This is a genomic window from Streptomyces sp. NPDC005899 (assembly GCF_040629645.1).
In the GTDB taxonomy this organism is placed as follows: domain Bacteria; phylum Actinomycetota; class Actinomycetes; order Streptomycetales; family Streptomycetaceae; genus Streptomyces.
On record NZ_JBEXWB010000073.1, the window covers coordinates 1 to 21,296 of the forward strand.

Genomic DNA, 21,296 nt, shown 5'->3' on the forward strand with positions numbered 1-21,296 from the left:
CCGGCCCCGAGCCCACCCCGTACGTCCCCGTAACGCCCCGAGCCCACCCCGTACGTTCCCGTAACGCCCCGTGACGCCCCCCGGCACCGACGCAGCGGCACCCGTCACGACCTCCTCACGGCGCTTCCCCGACCCCTCGCGACGGAGCCGACAGTTCGAGCGCGCTGAGCGCCAGCATCATCTCGACCAGTTCCCTCGGCCGTGAGAGCGAGCGGGCCGTCAGCCGTTCCAGCCGTCGCAGGCGATTGAGCACGGTGTTGCGGTGGCAGTACAGGCGGCCCGCCGCCCGCCCCGCCGAGCCGCCGCACTCCAGCCACGTGACCAGAGTCCGCAGCAGCAGCGCCCGGTCCGCCTCCTCCAGGGCCAGCAGCGGCCCGAAGACGTCCGCGACGAGCCGGGCCGACAGATCGGGCTGGCTCACCACCAGAGCCGCCGGCAGCCGTTCCTCCAGCCGGACGATCCCCGCCGCCCCCGGCGGACAGGTCAGCAGTGCCACATCGGCCAGCCGGCGGGCCGCGCCCAGTCCGGCTAGGCCCTGGGCCACCGGGCCGATCCCGCCGGGCCCCGGACACCAGCGCCCCAGCAGCGGGACGAGCGCGGCCGCGTCCTCGTCGCCGAGGGCGACGACGAGGACGTCGCGGTCCTGCCGGGTCCGCCGGAAGAACCGCATGCCGTCCGCCGGCACGGTCTTCCCGGCGGGCCCGCCCCCGCCCGCCGGGAAGACCGCCACGGCGTAGCGGCCCCGCTCCGGCAGACCCAGGGCGGCCGCCGCGCGGGCCGCCGGACCCGGCTCCGGCCGCCCCTCCAGCAGGGCGTCGAGAAGCGCCGGGCCCTCCTCGTCACTGCGCCGCCGCATGTTCCCCTCCGATCTGCGGTGGACGGCCGGGGTGCGGCCGGGCCGCTCATGGCTGGTGACGATGCCACCGGCCGCACGCGGTACGGCGCCGGTCCCGCCCCCTCTGTGCGCGTGCACAACGGCCCCCTCCGATCACTGGTCAGCCGCAGCGAGTGCGCCGCGCACCGTGGACGCGCGCCGCGCCCGCTGCTGGTCTGTGGCACCACGACGACCAGTCGGAAGGAGGAGGACGCATGGCAACGCTCGAGATCCGCGGACTGTCCGTGGGCTACGGCCCGGTACGGGCACTGCGCGACGTCTCCGTCGACGTGCCGGCCGGCGCGATCACCGCCGTACTCGGTGGCAACGGCGCCGGCAAGACCACGCTGCTGCGGGCCGTGTCGCGGACCCTCGGCTTCCACCGCGGGACGGGCACGGGCAGCATCAGCTTCGACGGCCGGCCCCTGGACGGGCTGCGCCCCGCCCAGGTGGTGGCCGCCGGGGTGATCCAGGTGCCGGAGGGCCGGCAGGTGTTCGCCCGCATGACGGTGGCCGACAACCTGCGGGCCGGTGCTCTTGGAGCCCGCGGTGGGCGCAGGGCCGTCGCCACGGCGCTCGAGCGCGTGCACGAACTGTTCCCGGTCCTCGCCCAGCGGGCGCACCAGCGGGCCGGACTGCTCTCCGGCGGGGAGCAGCAGATGCTGGCCATGGGCCGGGCCCTGATGGCCGGGCCCCGCCTGCTGCTCCTGGACGAGCCGTCCCTCGGCCTCGCGCCGTTGATGGCCGCCAGGATCGCCGAGACGGTCCAGGAGATCAACGCGGGCGGCACCTCGGTGATGCTCGTGGAGCAGAACGCGGCCATCGCGCTGCGGCTCGCCTCCACCGCCTACGTCCTGGACGTCGGCGAGGTGGCGCTCCACGGGCCGGCCGACGAGCTCGCCGCCTCCGACGAGGTGCGCAGGCGCTATCTCGGCGTGGTCGACGAGACGGCCGCCGAGGACGCGACGCGGGCCGTCGCGGCGCCCTCCCGCTCGCTGAGCAGGTGGTCCGCGTGAGCACCGCCCCCGCCGCGGCGGCACCGCCCACCGCCCCGGCCGCGCTGACCGTCCGCGACGTGACCGTGCGCTTCGCCGGTCTCACCGCCCTGGACGCCGTCTCCTTCACCGTCGCACCGGGCAGCGTGCACGCCGTGATCGGGCCCAACGGCGCCGGCAAGTCCACCACCTTCAACGTGCTCTCCGGCGTCTACCGCGCCACCTCCGGCTCCGTGCACCTCGGGACCACGGAACTCACCGGCCTCGCCCCGCACCGGATCGCCGGCCTCGGCGTCGCCCGCACCTTCCAGAACCTCGCGCTTCCCCCGCACGCCACGGTCGCCGACAGTCTGCTGCTGGGCCGGCACCGCCTCACCCGCACCGGGTTCCTGGCCGCCGGGCTGCGGCTTCCCTCGGCATCCCGTGAGGCACGCGTGCACCGCGAACGCGTCCGGGAGATAGCCGAGTTCATCGGCCTGGAACGGGAGCTGGAGAGGCCCGCCGGGATCCTGCCGTACGGGAAGCAGAAGCTCGTCGAGCTGGGCCGGGCGCTCTGCATGGAACCGCAGGTCCTGCTCCTGGACGAGCCCATCGCCGGCATGACGGCCGACGAGCGGCGCCGTGTCGCGGCCGTCGTCGCTGCCGTCCGCGACAGCCTCGGCATCTCGATCGTGCTGGTCGAACACGACATGGGCGTGGTGATGCGCCTCGCGGACGAGGTGACCGTACTCGACTTCGGGCGCAGGATCGCCGGCGGCCCGCCGGCCGAGGTCCAGAACGATCCGGCCGTAGTCCAGGCCTACTTGGGGACTCAGGAATGACCACCTTCATCGAACTCCTTCTCGGCGGACTCGCCATCGGATCGGTCTACGCACTGATCGCGCTCGGCTTCGTCGTCATCTTCAAGGCCACCGAGGTCGTCAACTTCGCGCACGCCTCCCTGCTGCTGGCGGGCGGGTACGTCACCGCGGTCCTCCACGACGACATCGGCTTCTGGCCCGCGCTCGGTGCCGGTATCGCGGGCGCCGCCGTCGTCGGGGCCGCCGTCGAGTTCCTCGTGATGCGCCGTTACCGGGGCAGCGACCACAGCGTCCTGGCCATCGTCACCATCGGTGTCGACATCCTCATCACCACCGAACTCACCCGGCGGATGGGCACGGAGGTCCTCGCGCTCGGCGACCCGTGGGGCGACGGCGTCGTCACCGTCGGCGGTGTCACCCTGGCGGAGACCAGGATCGCGGCCTTCGTCGTCGCCGGGCTGCTCATCACCGTGTTCCTGCTCGCCTTCCGCTACACCTCCTGGGGGGTGTCGATGCGGGCCGCGGCGGAGAACCCGCAGACGGCGGCCCTGATGGGGATCAGGCTCGGCAGGGTCTCGCTGTCCGCCTGGGCGGTCGCGGGGGCCCTCGCCGCGGTCGCGGCCCTCTTCCTCACCGTCTTCCCCACCCCGGGCCTGGAGCGGGCCACCTCCTTCGCGGCGCTCAAGGCGTTCCCCGCCGCGATCCTCGGGGGCCTCGACTCGACGACCGGGGCCCTGGTCGGGGGGCTCGTCGTCGGCGTCACCGAATCGCTCGCCACCGGCTACCAGAGCGACCTGTCCTTCCTCGGCCGCGGTATCGGTGACCTCGCGCCCTACCTCGTGATGATCGCCGTCCTGCTCGTCAGGCCCGCGGGACTCTTCGGCACGAAGGAGCTCGCCCGTGTCTGAGGCCACGTCCACCACCGTCACGGACGCCGAGGCGGCCCCCGCACCGGCGTCCGGCACCGGATCACCGCTCACCGCGGGTCTGCGCAGGCCCCGCACCTACCTGTGGCTCGCGGGATCGGTCCTGCTCCTGCTGTTCCCGTTCTACCTGGACCGCTTCTGGTTGCAGGCCGGCCTCTTCGCGATGGCCGCCGCGATCGGGGCCATCGGCCTGAACCTGCTCACCGGCAGCACCGGACAGCTCTCGATGGGCCACGCGTTCTTCCTGGCCGTGGGCGCGTACGGCTACAGCGTCCTGGCCGGGGAGAGCAGCTCGGAGAACGGCCACGACATCAGCGGGCTCGGCCTGCCGACCTGGCTCGCGGCGATCCTCGCCGTGCTGCTGGCGGGCGCGGCGGGCGGGCTGTTCAGCCCGATCGCGGGCCGGCTGCGCGGCGCCTACCTGGGTATCGCCACGCTCGCGCTGATCTTCATCGGCCAGCACGTGCTCTTCAACGCGGGCTCGCTCACCGGCGGCTTCAACGGCCGTTCGGTGCCCCCGCTGTCGCTGTTCGGCTTCACGTTCGACGACACCGAGGTGGTCGTCGCGGCGGTGCCCTTCCAGTCCTCCGAGAAGCTCTGGTACCTGGCCCTGCTCGTCCTCGCCGCCGGCGGGTTCTTCGCCCGCGGTGTGCTGCGGGGAAGGCCGGGCCGTGCGCTGAACGCCGTCCGGGACCACCGGATCGCCGCCGGCGTGATGGGTGTCCCGGTGGCACGGTACCGGGCCGCGGTGTTCGTCCTGTCCTCCATGTACGCGGGCCTCGCGGGCGTCCTGCTCGCCCTGGTCTTCCAGCGGACCGTGCCCGAGTACTTCGGCATGGTCCTGTCACTCGAGTACCTCGCCATGATCGTCATCGGCGGGCTCGGCAGCGTCGCGGGAGCCGTCGCCGGCGCCGCGTTCGTCTCGCTGCTCCCGCAGGTGCTGACCCATTACAGCGACTCCCTCCCGCTGGTCTCCGCCCCCGGTACGGGCGGCATCGCACCAGGTGAGGCGTCCCGCTATCTCTACGGCGCCGCGGTGGTCGCGGTCGTCCTGTTCCTGCCCGGCGGCATTGCGCGTCCGAGGAAATCTGGGGAGAAGAAATGAAACTGCGTGTCTACGGAGCGGTCCTCGCGGCCCTCGCCCTCGCCGTGACGGGTTGCAGCGGGAAGGCGAAGACGGATGACGGCGCGGCCGCCGACAAGGGCGGCGTGAAGACGGGCGAGGGGGTCAGCGACAAGAAGATCACCCTCGGCGCGCTCACCGACATGACCGGTGTGTACGCCTCGCTGGGCAAGAGCGTCACCCAGGCCCAGCAGCTGTGGGTGAAGCAGACCAACGCGGCGGGCGGCATCTGCGACCGGCAGATCGAGCTGACGGTCCGCGACCACGGCTACGACCCGCAGAAGGCGGTCGCCGCCTACACCGAGCTGGAGCCGGACGTCCTGGGCTTCTCGCAGTTCCTCGGTTCGCCCTTCGTGGCCGCCGTCGAACAGCGCATCGACGGCCAGGACAAGGCGGTCGTGCTGCCGCAGGCCTGGTCGGCGAACCTCCTCGGCTCGAAGTACATCCGGGTCATCGGTGCCACCTACGACATCGAGACGGTCAACCTGATCGACTTCCTGCTCGACGGGAAGCGCATCGCCAAGGGCGACAAGATCGGCCACGTGTACTTCGAGGGCGACTACGGCGAGAACGCCCTCGCGGGCTCCAAGCACGCCGCGAAGGAGGCGGGGCTCACGGTCGTGGAGCAGAAGATCAAGCCGACCGACAACGACATGACCGCCCAGGTATCGGCGCTCAAGCAGGCCGGTGTCAAGGCGATCGTCGTCAGCGCCGGCCCCCGCCAGGCGGCCTCGCTGGTCGGCGTGGCGGCGGCCACCGGCTTCGACGTCCCGGTCGTCGGCAACAACTCCGCCTACGCGCCCCAGCTCCTCGCCACCCAGGCCGGCGCGGCCCTCCAGAAGGACTACTACATCGGCGCGCCCTCCCTGCCCATCGGTGATCCCGCCAAGGGGACGTCCGACCTGGCCAAGGCGTACGCGGCCGAGTACCCGAAGGACGGCCTGGACAACGGGGTCATCGCCGGCTACCAGGCGGCGTCCCTGTTCGGTGAGGCGCTGAAGAAGTCCTGCTCCTCCAAGGACCTCACCCGTGCCGGTGTCGACGAGGCGCTGCTCTCGGTGAAGGGCTTCGGTGACTTCGGGGTCGCCCACGACTTCACCGACCCGGCGGCGCCGTCCAGCCTGGAGACCGTCGTCATGAAGCCGGACGCGAAGTCCTCCGGCGGGCTCAAGGTCGTCCGCCCGGCCGAGGTCGCTCCGGCCGCGAAGACCTTCCCGCGTTCCTGACCGGGCTGTCCGATCATGCCCGCACGGTGGCGGGACCGGCCACGGGGGCCGGTCCCACCACCGTGCGCGGTCAGTGGGTGTATGCCTCCAGTTCGGACAGCTGACCGGCCGGCCAGCCGGTGTTGGCGGTGAAGGTGAGCCGGAGGTACCGGACCGGCGTCCCCGGGAGGCCGACGGTCGCGGTGTTGCCGCTCGACGGGTTGAACGTGTACCCCGCCGGCGCCTTCAGCGAGGTGTACGCCGAGTTGTCGGTGCTGCCCGACACCCCGATCGTCTGGGTGCGCGTCGCCCACGCGGCGGCCGGGGGCAGCTTCAGCACCAGCCGCTTCAGCGCCTTGGGGGCGCCCAGGTCGACGGTCAGGGACTGCGGGAAGGCGTTGTTGCGGCTTTCCCAGTAGCTGCTCGCGTTGCCGTCGACGCTGTTGGCCGCCCCGTACACGTCGGCGTGGCCGGTCTCGGTGACCGGGCGCCCCTGGGCGAGGTTCCCCGTCTCCTCGGGCGGATCGGTCGGGTCCGTGGGGTCTGTCGGGTCCGTGGGGCCGCCGCCACCCGGTATCCCGCCGTTGGTCCACACCGGGTCGGGCCAGACACCCGTGCAGGCGGGCGGGTTCGCGTACCAGCCGGAGTTGCCGGTGCCCTGGGTGATCTGGAAGCCGCTGCCCACGCAGTTGTGGATCGGGTTGGACTGGGCGATGTGCGTGGCGACGACCCTGTTGAAGGACGCCGTGCCCGGGGCCTGGATCTGCAGGGCGTAGGTGCCGGCCCCGTCGATCTTGATGTTGTCGAAGTGCAGCCCGTTGCTCGCGCCTTCGATCAGGTGGATGGCCGCGTACGAGCTGTCGAGGATCTCACTGTCGGTGATGTTGACGGTGGCGTTGCTGATCGGCTCGTTGAGTCCGCTGAACCAGATCGCGCCGACGCCGAAGCGCCAGTTGTAGTCGTTGTTCCCGGTGCGGATGAGGGTGTTGCGGGCAGCGGTGTGGGTGCCCGACACGGCCGTGCCCTGGCCCGAGTTGACCCCCGGGTAGCGGTTGGCGATGTGCAGGCCGCCGCCGTTGGTGACGGTGTCCGACATGACGTTGTCGGAGATGGTGATGTCCTTGCCGCCGTACGTGACGATGTTGTTGGCGAGGATCGGCAGGACCACCGTGTTGAACGTGAACCGGTTCCTCACGTTCGGGACGTTCTCCGCCCACATGGCCAGGCCGTCGTCGCCGGTGTTGCGGACGAAGGTGTTGGTCACCGTGGAGTTCGTGACGCCGTAGTGGAAGTTCACACCGTCGGCGGTCTGGTCCAGGATCCGGCTGTTCCTGATGGTGAAGTCGTCCATCGGGCCGTCCATCCAGGCGCCGCACTTGGTGTGCTGCATCAGGACGTTGTCGACGACCGAGTGGGACATGGCGCCGCCGATGGCGTTGACCTGGTCGTTGTCCACCCGCTCACGGATGTCGCCGATGACGGCGAAGTCCCTGAGGGTGACATCGCTGCTGCCGCCCTGCGCCGCGTACTTGCCGTACACCCCGACCGCCTTGCTCCGGTCGGTCGGGTGGCGGCCGGTCAGGATGCTGTACCAGGGGCCCGCCCCGCGCAGCGTCACCTTGTCGACGACGATGTGGTCGGTGACCTTGAAGGTGCCCTGCGGGATGTACACCTCCCTGCCCTGTGCGCGGCCCGCGTCGACCGCGGCCTGGATCCTCGCGGTGGAGTCGGCGGAGCCGGTCGGGTCGGCGCCGAAGTCGCCCACCACGTCCAGTGCCCCCGACGGCCTGCCGACGGGGGCGCCGACCTGCTCGAAGTCCGCCAGGTCGATCGTGAACGAGGGCGACGCGGCCGTGGAGGTCACCTGGAGCCGCACTTTCGTGCCCGCGGCGAGGGTGGATCCGAACATGGTCCGGGTCTCGTCGTAGAAGTGGTGCGGGTTGCTGTCGCCCGGGTTGTTGTTGAAGGGGTAACCCCCGTAGTACCAGCCGTACTTCGACGTCACCGGCACGCTTCTGAGCGAGGAGCCGTTGACCCGCAGGTCGAGCGAGGAGTCCCGCCCCGTCCCGGCGGCGCTGTCCGGCAGCGAGTAGCGGAAGCTCATGGCGTTCGCGGGGGCCGTGAGCGTGAACTCGACGTACTCACCCGGAGCGTCGAGCGTGACGGCCTGCCGGCCCGACGCCTCCGAGGGCAGCGAGCCGTACAGGCGGTCGGGGCCGATCAGGGAGCCGTTGGTGGCGGCGTACTCGGCTTCCAGTTCCTTGAACGGGACGGTGGCGCCCCGGCCGGATATGCCGACCGGGGAGGGCGCGGGCACGGCGGCGGCCTGGGCCGCGGGTGCGCCGGCCAGCACGACCGCGGCGGCGGTGCCGACGGCGGTCAGGGCCAGGGAGAGGGAAGCGGACACGGAGCGTCTGAACAGGCGGTGCCTGTGGCGTGGGGTCACGTGTGGGTCGTCCTTGCGGCTCGTGGGGCTCTTCGGACGCCCCACAGGCTAGGAGGAGCGGCGCAAGGAAGTCCATGCTGCTGCGCAAGATTCTGTCTTTGGTGCTCAAATTTGTGACTCAACGACGGGAAAACGCGGCCTCTCCGCCCCGGCGCCCGGTCCCGGACGGTCGGTCACCGCTCCGCCCGGCCGCCTCCTCGCGTCGGCGTGGGCGCGGTGAGCCGGTGACGGGCGCCGCCCGGGCCGCCTTCAAGAAGTGAAGTTTGACATGTCCATTGACAGGTCCGCCGGTCCGCTGGCTTCATGTGAACAACACATGGGAGCGCTCCCAAGCACCTCTGCCCGCCTTACCCCCCTGAAGGGCGACGACGGATGAAGTCACCGATGAGAACACGGCTGGGGGCGGCCCTGGCCGCCGCCACCACCGCGACCGCCGTGCTGATGGTGCTGTCCGGCCCGGTGGCCGCGCAGTCGGCGGAGCGGGCGTCCGCGCCCGCGGCACGTACGGCGAGCGCGGCCGGCACCAAGGACTGGCTGCACACCCAGGGCAACCGGATCGTCGACGAGCGGGGCAACCGGGTCCAGCTCACCGGGGCCAACTGGTTCGGCTTCAACGCCACCGAGCGTGTCTTCCACGGGCTCTGGTCCGCCAACCTGGACACGGTCACCCGGCAGATGGCGGAGCGCGGCATCAACATCGTCCGCGTGCCGATCTCCACCCAGCTCCTGCTGGAGTGGAAGAACGGGCAGGCCGCGGTGTCCAGCGCGGTCAACACCTGGGCCAACCCGGAGCTCAAGGACAAGACCACGCTGCAGGTCTTCGACGCCTTCCTCGGTGTGGCCGAGAAGTACGGCGTCAAGGTGATGCTGGACGTCCACAGCGCCGAGGCCGACAACTCCGGCCACGTCCATCCGGTGTGGTGGAAGGGGACGATCACCTCCGAGCAGTTTTACTCCGCCTGGGAGTGGGTGACCGGCCGCTACAAGGACAACGACACCCTCGTGGCGATGGACGTCAAGAACGAGCCCCACGGCAAGCAGTCCGAGAGCCCGCGGGCCAAGTGGGACGGGTCCGCCGACCAGGACAACTTCAAGTACGCCTGCGAGACCGCCGGCAAGCGGATCCTCGCCGTCAACCCCCACGTCCTCGTCATGTGCGAGGGCATCGAGGTCTACCCGAAGGACGGGGTGAACTGGACCTCCACCGCGGCGACCGACTACCACGGCATGTGGTGGGGCGGAAACCTGCGAGGGGCCAGGGACCACCCCGTCGACCTCGGCGCGCAGCAGGACCAGCTCGTCTACTCCCCGCACGACTACGGTCCGCTCGTGTACCAGCAGCCCTGGTTCCAGGGCACCTGGAACCGCGCCACGCTGGAACGCGACGTGTGGGGCCCCAACTGGCTCTACCTGCACAAGGAGGGCACCGCGCCGCTGTTCATCGGCGAGTGGGGCGGCCACCTCGACAACGGGCCGAACCAGAAGTGGATGACCGCGCTCCGGGACCTGATCGTGGACAACGGCCTGCACCACACCTTCTGGTGCCTCAACCCCAACTCCGGTGACACGGGCGGGCTGCTGGGCTACGACTGGGCGACCTGGGACGAGGCCAAGTACGCGCTGCTCAAGCCCGCTCTCTGGCAGTCGGGCGGCAAGTTCGTGAGCCTGGACCACCAGGTCAGGCTCGGGGGCCCGGCGAGCACCACGGGCATCAGCCTCACCGACCTGTACGGCGGCTGATCCACCGGCCGCGGCACCACCCGCAGACCGTCCCGGGGCGCCGATGACACCCACCGCCTCGGCGCCCCGGGACTCCCACGGCGCGGGACCGCCCGCCGCCGCGGCCGCGGTCCCTCAGGAGCCCGTGTGCCGGGCGTTGATGAGGAGCAGGGCGATGTCGTCGGTCCCGGGCGTGAAGCGCTCGGCGTACCGCACCAGAGTGTCGGCGACCTCGTCCATGGTCTGGTCCAGGGCCAGCGCGAAGTGCTCCGCCAGCGCGGCGGTGGCGTCGTCGAAGTCGACGCCGGGGGCTTCGGCCAGTCCGTCGGTGAAGAGGGCGAGCGCCGCGCCGGGCGGCAGGGCGATCTCGGTCGTCGGATAGCGGGACGCCGGATCGATGCCGAGCAGCAGGCCGGGGGGCAGGTCGAGTGGCTCGGTCTGCCCGTCCGGTTGCCGCAGGAGCGGAGCGGGGTGGCCCGCGGTCGCCAGGCGGGCCGTGTGCCCCGCCAGATCGAGGTGGACGTACAGGCAGCTCGTGAACAGACCCGGGTCGAGGTCGGTGAGCAGCCGGTTGGTCCGCGCCAGCACCTCGTCGGGCGGTGCGCCGGCGGAGGCGTGGACGGCTGTGCGGACCTGGCCCATGAGCGCGGCGGCGTTCACGTTGTGGCCCTGTACGTCGCCGATGGTGGCCGCCGCGGTCGTCTCGTCCAGCTGGATCAGGTCGTAGAAGTCCCCGCCGATCCCCATGCCCCGGGTGGCCGGGAGGTAGCGGGCGGCGACGTCGAGCCCCGGGATCCGGGGCAGGGTGTGCGGCAGCAGGTGGGCCTGGAGGCTGTGGGCGAGCCGGTCCTTGGTGTCGTAGAGGCGGGCGCGGTCCAGGGCCTGGGCGAGCAGCCCCGCGATCGAGGTGAGCAGGGCGCGTTCCTCGGGCTCGAAGCGATGCGGCCGGTCGTAGGCGAGGACCAGCGAGCCGACCGGCCGCCCGGAGACGATCAGAGGCAGGAAGGCGCAGGCGGCGACGGCGTTCCGCAGCCCGGCGGTGGGGTAGGCGCGCTCCAGCTCCGCGAAGTCGTCGAAGAAGCCGGGGACGCCGGTCAGGAGCACGTGGGTGGCCGGTGTGTCCGCGGTCAGCGGGGCACCGTCGAAGCGGTCCATCAACGCCGGGTGGCTGCCGCGGCGGCCCTCGACGCGCAGCCGCCCCTGCGTCGACGTCAGCACCACGAGGGACTGGATGCGGAAGGCCGGCAGGAGCTGGTCCCCGGCGAGTTCGATCACGTCCCGGGTGCCGACCGCCTCCGTGAGCGTCGCCGCGAGGTGCATCAGGTGGTACAGGGCGGTCGCCCGGTTCGGTACGGCCGAGGTCGGAGGCAGCGACGCCGGCGGCTCGTCGGCCGGGTCGGGCCGCGTGGCGGGCAGGATGCGGACGCTCAGACCGGTGGCGTTCGGGAAGAGGTGGAAGGACAGCCACCGGTCCGGGGGCCGCAGCACGGTGAAGGACGTCTGCTGGCGGCTGATGACCGCGGCCCGGTAGTGGTCCTCGACGGACGGGTCGTCGAGCCAGGGGAGCGAGACCCAGGGGAGGGTGCCCAGCAGCTCCGCCGCCGGGGTCCCCAGGAGCTCCGCCGCGGCGCCGGTGAGGAAGGTGATGGTCCCGTCCAGCGCCAGGGCGCAGCTTCCGCCCGGAAGCCGCTGGACGAACTCCATGGCGGCGGCGCCCTCGGCCGGCCCGGGAGGGGGCGGCGCCGGAGGTGGCAGCACCCGGGGATGACCCCCCGGGCGCACGGGGTGCCCGCTGCTCTCGGCCTGCACCAGAAGCTGCCCGAGGCGGTGGCAGCCGCCGAGGACGGCCCGGCGTTCCTCCGGGGCCATCTCCGCGGAATGCGAGCCGGGCCACAGCAGTACCAGACCGCCCCGGTCGGTCGCGCCGGTCCTGATCGGGGCGGCGCCCAGCGCGAACTGGTAGGGGAGGACCAGCGCCGGCCGGGGATACCGTCTGGCCAGCTCCTCCTGGCTGCCGAGCCAGATCAGGCTCCGGTGGCGTACCGCGTCGGCCACCGGCATCGGCGCGACCAGCGGCACCCGGGCCCACGGGGCGGCCAGGGGTCCGGGTGCCCCGGCGAGCACCGCCAGGTGCAGCGTGGTGTCGTTCCGCGGGAGCAGGTACAGCATCGCCACGGACGCGCCGGTCCCACGGATGAGGTCGGCCACGGCGCTGTCCAGCAGCTCCGTGCCCGAACCCGCGGCGGCACCGGAAGCGGCATGGTCCTGCACACCTTCCAGCGTCCCCCGCGACAGGCCGCCGCGCACCCGCTGCCGGGCACGGTACGTACGAACGGCCGACACGGCGCGGCCGGGGAGCGGCGCTCCCGATCGGGGCCCGGGCCCCGGGCGGACCCCCGTACGCACGAGGGCCCGGATGCCGGGGAGCATCCGGGCCCTCAGGGCGTTCGTACCGGGCGGCTACGGGAGCTGTGCGGCCCGTGCCTCGCGCCGGTTGTCGCGGAAGGTGTTCACCCGCCGTGCCGTGGCGAAGAGCGGGATCACCGCCCCCAGGACGACCTGGAGCGCACAGCCGGTCTGGAGGAGCAGCTGACCGCCGGGGGCGTCGAACGCCCACGCGGCCAGCAGGCCCATCGCGGCCACGATCCAGCTGAGCATCGCCACCGCCAGGACGCCCCGCGGTTTGGGGTACTCGACCCGGCTGACCATCAGCCACGCCACGCCGATGATGGCGAGCAGCGTGGGCACGAAGGGCAGTTCCAGCAGCACGATCGAGACGACCGTGAGCGCCCCGAAGGGGCTCGGCATGCCCTGGAACATGCCGTCCTTCAGGGTCACGCACGAGAAGCGCGCAAGCCTGAGCACCACCGCCAGCAGCACCACGATCGCCGCGAGCGCCGACACCCGCTGGTGCGCGTCGTCCGCGACCATCCCGTACACCAGGACGAAGTAGGCCGGAGCCAGTCCGAAGCTGATCAGGTCGGAGAGGTTGTCCAGCTCCGCCCCCATCGGCGAGGACCGCAGCTTGCGCGCCACGAGTCCGTCGAAGAGGTCGAACACGGCCGCCATGAGCATGAGGATCACCGCGGTGGCGGCGGAGTGCCGGGCCATGCCCGACTCGTCGCTGCCGGTGAGGTGCGGGATGAGGATCCCCGTGGTGGTGAAGTACACCGCCATGAAACCGCACGTGGCGTTGCCCAGCGTGAGGGTGTCCGCTATCGACAGCCTCATCGACAGCGGCATGTCCTGCGTGCCGTCGGCGTCCTCGTCGTCGGCCTCCGGAACCCAGCCGGCCTGTGTATCGGGATCAATCACGGTCAATTCGAGTCACCCCCGCGGTGGTGGCCTGGCCGACCTCGACCGCGACATCGATACCTTCCGGAAGGTAGATGTCGACCCGCGAGCCGAACCGGATCAGGCCGATGCGTTCGCCCTGCTCCACCTTCGTGCCCTGCGGGACGTAGGGCACGATGCGACGGGCGACCGCTCCCGCGATCTGCACCATCTCGATGTCGCCGAGCTCGGTGTCGAAGTGCCAGACAACGCGTTCGTTGTTCTCGCTCTCCTTGTTGAACGCCGGCACGAACCCACCCGGGATGTGCTCCACCGACGTCACGGTGCCGGACAGCGGTGCCCGGTTGACGTGCACGTTGAGGGGGCTCATGAAGATCGCGACGCGGGTGCGCCCGTCCTTCCACGGCATGATGCTCTGCACCACGCCGTCGGCCGGCGAGATGACGCGGCCCTGGGTGATCTCGCGCTCGGGGTCACGGAAGAACCACAGCATGCCCGCCGCGAGCGCGGTGGTGGGCACGGCCACGGCGGCCCAGCGTCCGGACTTGCGGGCCCGGGCGAGGCTGAGTGCCGCGGTGGCGACGGTCGGGAGGAGCCACGGCGATGCTCCGCGGGCGAGGCGGACCCCTCCGCGCGGTGCAGGGAATTGGCTGTCGGGCATGGATGACCTTCGTAGCGGATGATGCCGCGCTGGCAACGGGGGGACGGCGGCTTTCGGCGATGCTATCGGGTGCGAGCGGCAACTGGGCAAGCCAGCAGCCGAGTCGGACGGCTGACGGGACCCCGGCGCGGTGCACTCGATGTGATCTTCTTCGCCACCAAACCACCTCGAAAGGGATAATCAGCCTGGGAGCCGGTACTCCTCGAGGAGCCGGCGACCGATGATCATTTTCTGGATCTCGGCGGTACCTTCACCGATCAGCAGCATCGGGGCCTCGCGGTAGAGGCGCTCGATCTCGTACTCCTTGGAGAAGCCGTAGCCGCCGTGGATACGGAAGGCGTCCTCGACGACTTCCTTGCAGTACTCGGAGGCGAGGTACTTCGCCATCCCTGCCTCCAGGTCGTTCCGCTCCCCGGAGTCCTTCTTGCGTGCCGCGTTCACCATCATCGCATGGGCCGCTTCGACCTTGGTGGCCATTTCGGCCAGTTTGAACTGGATCGCCTGGTGCTGGGCGATGGGCTTTCCGAAGGTGTGGCGCTGCTGGGCGTACGAAACACCCAGTTCGAAGGCACGCTGTGCGACACCGCAGCCACGTGCGGCGACATTCACGCGCCCTACCTCGACGCCGTCCATCATTTGGTAAAAACCACGCCCGGTCGTGCCGCCCAGTACGCGATTGGCCGGAATGCGTAGTCCGTCCATGATGAGCTCGGTCGTGTCGACGCCCTTGTAGCCCATCTTGTCGATCTTCCCCGGGATGGTGAGACCGGGGCGGACCTCTCCGAAGCCCGCCTCCTTCTCCACCAGGAAGGTCGTCATCGACTTGTGCGGGGCGGTGCCCTCGGGGTGTCCTTCGTCACTCCGGCACAGGACGGCGACCAGCGTCGAGGTGCCGCCGTTGGTCAGCCACATCTTCTGGCCGTCGAGGACGTACTCGTCCCCGTCCCTGACGCCCTTCGACGAGATCGCGGAGACGTCGGAGCCGAGCGCCGGCTCGGACATCGAGAACGCGCCGCGGACCTCGCCGAGCGCCATCCGCGGCAGGAACGTGTCCTTCTGCTCCTGGGTGCCGTGCTGCTTGAGCATGTACGCCACGATGAAGTGCGTGTTGATGATGCCGGACACGCTCATCCAGCCGCGGGCGATCTCCTCGACGCACAGCGCGTAGGTGAGGAGCGACTCGCCCAGGCCGCCGTACTCCTCGGGGATCATCAGCCCGAACAGGCCGAGTTCCTTGAGCCCCTCGACGATGTCCGTCGGGTACTCGTCGCGGTGCTCCAGCTGCGTCGCGACGGGAATGATCTCCTTGTCCACGAAATCGCGGACCGTCGACAGGATCTCCTGCTGGACGTCGGTCAGGCCGGCGGTGCGGGCGAGTCGGCTCACGGCTGCTTCTCCACGTTCTTGCTCGACGGCTGATTCAGCTCCGGGCGGCCGGGCTGCTCGCCGCCGCGCTCCTCGATGTACGTCTCGGTGGGGACCATCACCTTGCGGCGGAACACGCAGACGAGCGTGCCGTCCTGCTTGTAGCCCTTCGTCTCGACGTACACGACGCCCCGGTCGCTCCTGGACCTCGACGGGGTCTTGTCGAGCACGGTCGTCTCGCCGTAGAGCGTGTCGCCGTGGAACGTCGGGGCCACGTGCTTCAGCGACTCGACCTCCAGGTTGGCGATCGCCTTTCCGGAGACGTCGGGCACCGACATGCCGAGCAGCAGCGAGTAGATGTAGTTGCCGACGACCACGTTCTTCCCGAAATCGGTGGTCTTCCCGGCGTAGTTGCTGTCCATGTGCAGAGGGTGGTGATTCATGGTCAGCAGGCAGAAGAGGTGGTCGTCGTACTCCGTGACCGTCTTCCCCGGCCAGTGCTTGTAGACAGCACCGACCTCGAACTCCTCAAAGGTGCGTCCGAACTGCATGATCAGGCCTCCGGGGCTTCGAACTTGGAGGTGCGCTGCATTCCGGCCGCGCGGCCCTTGCCCGCGATGACCAGTGCCATCTTGCGGCTGGCCTCGTCGATCATCTCGTCGCCGAGCATCGCCGAGCCCTTCTTGCCGCCCTCCTCGGAGGTGCACCAGTCGTACGCGTCGAGGATGAGCTCGGCGTGGTCGTAGTCCTCCTGGGAGGGGGAGAAGACCTCGTTCGCGGCGTCCACCTGACCGGGGTGCAGCACCCACTTGCCGTCGAAGCCCAGCGCGGCGGCGCGCCCCGCGACCTCGCGGTAGGCGTCCACGTCGCGGATCTGCAGGAACGGTCCGTCGATGGCCTGGAGGTCGTGCGTGCGGGCCGCCATCAGGATGCGCATCAGGATGTAGTGGTACGCGTCCGCCGGGTAGCCGGGCGGCTGCTGGCCGACGACCAGCGTCTTCATGTTGATCGAGGCCATGAAGTCGGCGGGGCCGAAGATCAGGGTCTCCAGGCGGGGCGAGGCGGCGGCGATCTCGTCGATGTTCACCAGGCCCTTGGCGTTCTCGATCTGCGCCTCGATGCCGATCCTCCCCACCTCGAAGCCCATCGTCTTCTCGATCTGGGTCAGCAGCAGGTCCAGGGCGACGACCTGCTGGGCGTCCTGGACCTTCGGCAGCATGATGCAGTCGAGGTTCGGGCCGGCGCCCTCGACGACCGTGATGACGTCGCGGTACGTCCAGTGCGTCGTCCAGTCGTTGACCCGTACGACGCGCGTCTTGCCGGTCCAGTCGCCGTTGTTCAGGGCGTCGACGATGTGGTGCCGGGCGCCCTCCTTGGCGAGCGGGGCGCAGGCGTCCTCCAGGTCGAGGAAGACCTGGTCGGCCGGCAGGCCCTGGGCCTTCTCCAGGAACCTCGGGTTGGAGCCGGGCACGGCCAGGCAGGACCGGCGCGGACGCAGCCGGTTCACGGGGGACGAGGGCGTGGTCATGCGGGAACCTCCAGGGGGTCGAGCTTGTTCGCTTTCCGGATCTCGTCGACGATACGGCCGATGATCTCGGTGATTCCGAAGTCCTTCGGGGTGAACACGGCGGCCACGCCGGCCGCGATCAGGGCGGCGGCGTCCGCCGGGGGGATGATCCCGCCCGCGATCACCGGGATGTCCGGTGCCCCGGCCTCGCGCAGCCGGTGCAGCACGTCCGGCACCAGTTCGGCGTGCGAGCCCGACAGGATCGACAGGCCCACGCAGTGCACGTCCTCGGCCAGCGCGGCGTCGGTGATCTGCTCGGGCGTCAGCCTGATGCCCTGGTAGACCACCTCGAAGCCGGCGTCCCTGGCGCGTACGGCGATCTGCTCGGCGCCGTTGGAGTGCCCGTCCAGGCCCGGCTTGCCGACCAGCAGGCGCAGCCGGCCCACGCCCAGGTCCCCGGCGGTGCGGGTGACCTTCTCGCGGACGAGGGCGAGCGGGGTGCCGGGCTCGGCGGTGACGGCGAGCGGCGCGGACGAGACGCCGGTGGGAGCCCGGAACTCGCCGAACACGTCGCGCAGGGCCCAGGACCACTCGCCCGTGGTGACGCCGGCCCGCGCGCACTCCACGGTCGCCTCCATCATGTTCGCGGTCCCCGCCGCGGCCTTCTTCAGCGCGGTCAGCGCCTCGGTGGCACGTGCCTCGTCGCGGTTGTCGCGCCACTCGTGCAGCGCGGCGACGACCCGGGCCTCGTTCTCGGGATCCACCGTCATGATCGCCGCGTCCAGGTCGGCGGTCAGCGGGTTGGGCTCCGTCGTCTCGTAGATGTTGACGCCGACGATCTTCTCCTCGCCGGCCTCGATCCGGGCCCGCCGTGCCGCGTGCGAGGAGACGAGCTCCGACTTGAGGTAGCCCGACTCGACGGCGGCCATCGCGCCGCCCATCTGCTGGATCCGGTCGATCTCGGCCAGCGACTCGGTGACCAGTTCCTCGACCTTCGCCTCGACGACGTGCGATCCGGCGAAGATGTCCTCGTACTCCAGCAGATCGCTCTCGTGGGCGAGCACCTGCTGGATGCGCAGCGACCACTGCTGGTCCCACGGCCGGGGGAGCCCCAGGGCCTCGTTCCACGCGGGGAGCTGCACGGCGCGGGCGCGGGCGTCCTTGGAGAGGGTGACGGCCAGCATCTCCAGCACGATGCGCTGGACGTTGTTCTCCGGCTGCGCCTCGGTCAGCCCCAGGGAGTTGACCTGCACGCCGTAGCGGAAGCGGCGCTGCCTGGGGTCCGCGATGCCGTACCGCTCGCGCGTGACCTGGTCCCAGATACGGCCGAAGGCGCGCATCTTGCACATCTCCTCGACGAAGCGGACGCCCGCGTTGACGAAGAAGGAGATGCGGGCGACGACGTCCCCGAGCCGCTCCTCGAGCACCTGGCCGGAGTCGCGCACCGCGTCGAGCACCGCCACGGCCGTCGACATGGCGTAGGCGATCTCCTGGACCGGAGTGGCCCCCGCCTCCTGCAGGTGGTAGCTGCAGATGTTGATCGGGTTCCACTTCGGGATGCGGTCGACCGTGTACGTGATCATGTCGGTCGTCAGCCGCAGCGAGGGGCCCGGCGGGAAGACGTGCGTCCCCCGTGACAGGTACTCCTTCACGATGTCGTTCTGCGTCGTGCCCTGGAGTTTGTCGGGGTCGGCGCCCTGCTCCTCGGCGACCACCTGGTAGAGCGCCAGCAGCCACATCGCGGTGGCGTTGATGGTCATCGAGGTGTTCATCTGCTCCAGGGGGATGTCCTGGAACAGCCGCCGCATGTCGCCGAGGTGCGAGACGGGCACCCCGACCCGGCCCACCTCACCGCGGGCGAGGACGTGGTCGGGGTCGTAGCCGGTCTGGGTGGGCAGGTCGAACGCGACCGACAGACCCGTCTGGCCCTTGGCGAGGTTGCGCCGGTAGAGCTCGTTGGACGCCTCGGCGGTCGAGTGGCCGGCGTACGTCCGCATGAGCCACGGCCGGTCCTTCTGACGTTCGCTCATCGCCGACCTCAGACGTCGCGGAAGCGGTTGATGGCGTCGATGTGCTGCTCGCGCAGCGCCGTGTCCCGCACGCCCATGCCTTCGCGGGGTGCCAGCGCCAGGACGCCGACCTTGCCCTGGTGGAGGTTGCGGTGGACGTCGTACGCGGCCTGGCCGGTGTCCTCCAGGGAGTAGACCTTGGAGAGCGTCGGGTGGATCTTGCCCTTGGCGATCAGGCGGTTGGCCTCCCACGCCTCGCGGTAGTTCGCGAAGTGGGAGCCGATGATCCGCTTGAGGGACATCCACAGGTAGCGGTTGTCGTACTCGTGGTTGTAGCCCGAGGTCGAGGCGCAGGTGACGATGGTGCCGCCCTTGCGGGTCACGTACACGCTCGCGCCGAAGGTCTCGCGGCCCGGGTGCTCGAAGACGATGTCCACGTCCTCGCCGCCGGTCAGCTCGCGGATGCGCTTGCCGAAGCGCTTCCACTCGCGCGGGTCCTGGTGGTGCTCGTCCTTCCAGAACGCGTAGCCCTCGGCGTTGCGGTCGATGATCGCGGTCGCGCCCATCTTCCGGCAGATCTCGGCCTTCTGGTCGCTGGAGACGACGCAGATCGGGTTGGCGCCGCCGGCCAGCGCGAACTGGGTGGCGTACGAGCCGAGTCCGCCGCTCGCACCCCAGATCAGCACGTTGTCGCCCTGCTTCATGCCGGCGCCGTTGCGCGAGACGAGCTGGCGGTACGCGGTGGAGTTGACCAAGCCCGGGGAGGCGGCCTCCTCCCAGCTGAGGTGCTGGGGCTTCGGCATCAGCTGGTTCGACTTGACGAGCGCGATCTCCGCGAGGCCGCCGAAGTTGGTCTCGAAGCCCCAGATGCGCTGCTCGGGGTCGAGCATCGTGTCGTTGTGGCCGTCGCTGGACTCGAGCTCGACGGACAGGCAGTGCGCGACGACCTCGTCGCCCGGGTTCCAGGCGTTGACGCCGGGTCCGGTGCGCAGCACGACGCCCGCGAGGTCGGAGCCGATCACGTGGTACGGGAGGTCGTGGCGCTTGCTGAGGTCGCTGAGCTTGCCGTACCGCTCCAGGAAGCCGAAGGTCGAGACGGGCTCGAAGATCGACGTCCACACGGAGTTGTAGTTGACCGAGCTGGCCATGACCGCCACCAGGGCCTCGCCCGGGCCCAGCTCGGGCACGGGCACGTCCTCGACGTGGAGGGACTTGCGGGGGTCCTTGTCGCGGCTGGCGACGCCGGCGAACATGTCGGCCTCGTCCTTGTGCACGGTCACCGCGCGGTACGACTCGGGGATGGACAGGGCCGCGAAGTCCGCGGTGGTGCTGTCCTGCGATTGGATCGCGTCCAGGATTTCCTTCACGGTGATGCCTCCGGCAAGATCGGGTCCCCGGCGTCGAGGGAACGCCGGAGGGCCCCTGTGGGCAGGGGAGCTGAGCGGTGTGGAGGTGTGCCGTCGGTTCGGCGGGTGGTGCTTCGGCTTGCTCGGTGGAGCAGAAGGGTTGCCTGTGACGCAGGCGCCCGGGCGCGCAGACACGTGGTTTGCGGGGACAGCCGACGTGCGAGAGGTCTCTGCACGCCGGCCGCCCGGACACCTTCAACGTATGGCACTGCGTGACAGGTGGCAAGGCACCCAGTGCCAACAATTTCTCTCAGTTGTCATCTCGCCGGCACGCATGAGCAACATCATGCGCGGTATGCCGGTTCGGTCCCTCTTTGCGCGAGCCGCGGCGTGGTGCGGTACACGTACGGCGTCGTCGTGCCCAGCGCCGTGAAGCCGAGGCGGAGCAGGATCGGGGCGGACAGCTCCGTCGCGTCGACCTGCACGTGGCGGTAGCCCCGCTCCACGGCGATGCGCGCCCGGTGGGCGACAAGGGCCCGGTAGACGCCCCTGCCGCGCCAGGACGCCACCGTCCCACCGCCCCACAGTCCGGCGAAGCCGGTGCCGGGGTGCAGCTCCATCCGGGCCGAAGCCACCGGTTCGCCGCCCGCCACGGCGACCACCGCGACGAACGTCCCGGGGGCCGCGGCGAGGCGGGCCATGGTCCCGTGGCGCAACCGTGAACCGTCGTCGCCGAAGGCCGCCTCGTGGGCCCGGACCATCAGCTCCACCCCGGCGGCGTCGGTCACCGGGTGCAGTTCGACCCCCCGCGGCAGCACAGCGGACGTGGACAGTCCCGCCGCGGGTGCGACCAGCAGGGTCTCCGCGTCCCCGGGGGTGAAGCCGGCCGCGAGCAGCCGCCGGCCCAGGTCGCGGGGCCCGTCGTGGGAGTAGGTCTTCCACTCGAACTCCGCGTGCCCCAGGGTCGTGTAGTACGCGATCTGCGCGTCGGCGGCGGCGGCGGCCGGCTTCACCCCCGGGGACGCG

The 21,296-nt window shown here is 70.8% G+C and carries 17 protein-coding genes; 6 read left to right on the forward strand and 11 right to left on the reverse strand.

Annotated elements, in window-relative coordinates; genetic code table 11:
* Positions 1-115: 115 nt before the first annotated feature.
* Positions 116-856 carry a helix-turn-helix domain-containing protein gene (locus ABZ371_RS12065; protein WP_358677156.1) on the reverse strand — a complete coding sequence of 247 codons (741 nt, stop codon included), beginning with the start codon at positions 854-856 and terminating at the stop codon, positions 116-118.
* A gap of 233 nt (positions 857-1,089) precedes the next feature.
* On the opposite strand from ABZ371_RS12065, the gene ABZ371_RS12070 reads away from it, so the two are divergent.
* From ABZ371_RS12070 to ABZ371_RS12090, 5 genes are all read left to right on the forward strand, one after another.
* Positions 1,090-1,890: an ABC transporter ATP-binding protein gene (locus ABZ371_RS12070; RefSeq protein WP_358677158.1), complete on the forward strand. Its 801-nt coding sequence runs from the start codon at positions 1,090-1,092 to the stop codon at positions 1,888-1,890.
* Positions 1,878-2,690, forward strand: a complete 813-nt coding sequence (locus tag ABZ371_RS12075; RefSeq protein WP_358677160.1) for an ABC transporter ATP-binding protein — start codon at positions 1,878-1,880, stop codon at positions 2,688-2,690. Before ABZ371_RS12070 ends, ABZ371_RS12075 begins: the two co-directional genes overlap by 13 nt.
* Positions 2,687-3,577 (forward strand): branched-chain amino acid ABC transporter permease, encoded by an 891-nt coding sequence (locus ABZ371_RS12080; protein ID WP_358677162.1) that lies wholly within the window; start codon positions 2,687-2,689, stop codon positions 3,575-3,577. The genes ABZ371_RS12075 and ABZ371_RS12080 overlap by 4 nt, the downstream gene beginning before the upstream one ends.
* A 79-nt stretch (positions 3,578-3,656) precedes the next feature.
* Positions 3,657-4,700: a branched-chain amino acid ABC transporter permease gene (locus ABZ371_RS12085; protein WP_358677199.1), complete on the forward strand. Its 1,044-nt coding sequence runs from the start codon at positions 3,657-3,659 to the stop codon at positions 4,698-4,700.
* Positions 4,697-5,944 (forward strand): ABC transporter substrate-binding protein, encoded by a 1,248-nt coding sequence (locus ABZ371_RS12090; protein ID WP_358677165.1) that lies wholly within the window; start codon positions 4,697-4,699, stop codon positions 5,942-5,944. Before ABZ371_RS12085 ends, ABZ371_RS12090 begins: the two co-directional genes overlap by 4 nt.
* Before the next feature lie 70 nt (positions 5,945-6,014).
* On the opposite strand, the gene ABZ371_RS12095 is transcribed toward ABZ371_RS12090, so the two are convergent.
* Positions 6,015-8,369: a discoidin domain-containing protein gene (locus ABZ371_RS12095; RefSeq protein ID WP_358677167.1), complete on the reverse strand. Its 2,355-nt coding sequence runs from the start codon at positions 8,367-8,369 to the stop codon at positions 6,015-6,017.
* Positions 8,370-8,753: 384 nt separating this feature from the next.
* On the opposite strand from ABZ371_RS12095, the gene ABZ371_RS12100 reads away from it, so the two are divergent.
* The gene (locus ABZ371_RS12100; RefSeq protein ID WP_358677170.1) at positions 8,754-10,109 is read left to right on the forward strand and encodes a glycoside hydrolase family 5 protein; all 1,356 of its coding nucleotides are present in this window, start codon (positions 8,754-8,756) and stop codon (positions 10,107-10,109) included.
* Between the two features lie 114 nt (positions 10,110-10,223).
* On the opposite strand, the gene ABZ371_RS12105 is transcribed toward ABZ371_RS12100, so the two are convergent.
* The 9 genes from ABZ371_RS12105 to ABZ371_RS12145 all read right to left on the reverse strand — a co-directional run.
* The gene (locus ABZ371_RS12105; protein WP_358677173.1) at positions 10,224-12,359 is read right to left on the reverse strand and encodes a SpoIIE family protein phosphatase; all 2,136 of its coding nucleotides are present in this window, start codon (positions 12,357-12,359) and stop codon (positions 10,224-10,226) included.
* Between the two features lie 189 nt (positions 12,360-12,548).
* The gene (gene pssA / locus ABZ371_RS12110; RefSeq protein WP_358677176.1) at positions 12,549-13,409 is read right to left on the reverse strand and encodes a CDP-diacylglycerol--serine O-phosphatidyltransferase; all 861 of its coding nucleotides are present in this window, start codon (positions 13,407-13,409) and stop codon (positions 12,549-12,551) included.
* Entirely contained in the window at positions 13,396-14,043 is a 648-nt protein-coding gene (locus ABZ371_RS12115) for a phosphatidylserine decarboxylase (protein WP_358677179.1), read from the reverse strand. The genes pssA and ABZ371_RS12115 overlap by 14 nt, the downstream gene beginning before the upstream one ends.
* 180 nt (positions 14,044-14,223) lie before the next feature.
* Positions 14,224-15,429 carry an acyl-CoA dehydrogenase family protein gene (locus ABZ371_RS12120; protein ID WP_358677182.1) on the reverse strand — a complete coding sequence of 402 codons (1,206 nt, stop codon included), beginning with the start codon at positions 15,427-15,429 and terminating at the stop codon, positions 14,224-14,226.
* Positions 15,426-15,959 carry a MaoC family dehydratase gene (locus tag ABZ371_RS12125; RefSeq protein ID WP_358677185.1) on the reverse strand — a complete coding sequence of 178 codons (534 nt, stop codon included), beginning with the start codon at positions 15,957-15,959 and terminating at the stop codon, positions 15,426-15,428. The genes ABZ371_RS12120 and ABZ371_RS12125 overlap by 4 nt, the downstream gene beginning before the upstream one ends.
* A 2-nt stretch (positions 15,960-15,961) precedes the next feature.
* Entirely contained in the window at positions 15,962-16,936 is a 975-nt protein-coding gene (locus ABZ371_RS12130) for a CoA ester lyase (RefSeq protein ID WP_358677188.1), read from the reverse strand.
* Positions 16,933-18,945: a protein meaA gene (locus ABZ371_RS12135; RefSeq protein ID WP_358677190.1), complete on the reverse strand. Its 2,013-nt coding sequence runs from the start codon at positions 18,943-18,945 to the stop codon at positions 16,933-16,935. Before ABZ371_RS12135 ends, ABZ371_RS12130 begins: the two co-directional genes overlap by 4 nt.
* Positions 18,946-18,953: 8 nt before the next feature.
* Complete coding sequence (gene ccrA / locus ABZ371_RS12140; RefSeq protein ID WP_358677193.1) at positions 18,954-20,291, reverse strand: crotonyl-CoA carboxylase/reductase; 1,338 nt, start codon at positions 20,289-20,291, stop codon at positions 18,954-18,956.
* A 323-nt stretch (positions 20,292-20,614) separates the two neighbouring features.
* Positions 20,615-21,296: GNAT family N-acetyltransferase (locus ABZ371_RS12145; protein ID WP_358677196.1), on the reverse strand; the 682-nt coding region annotated here is incomplete at its 5' end.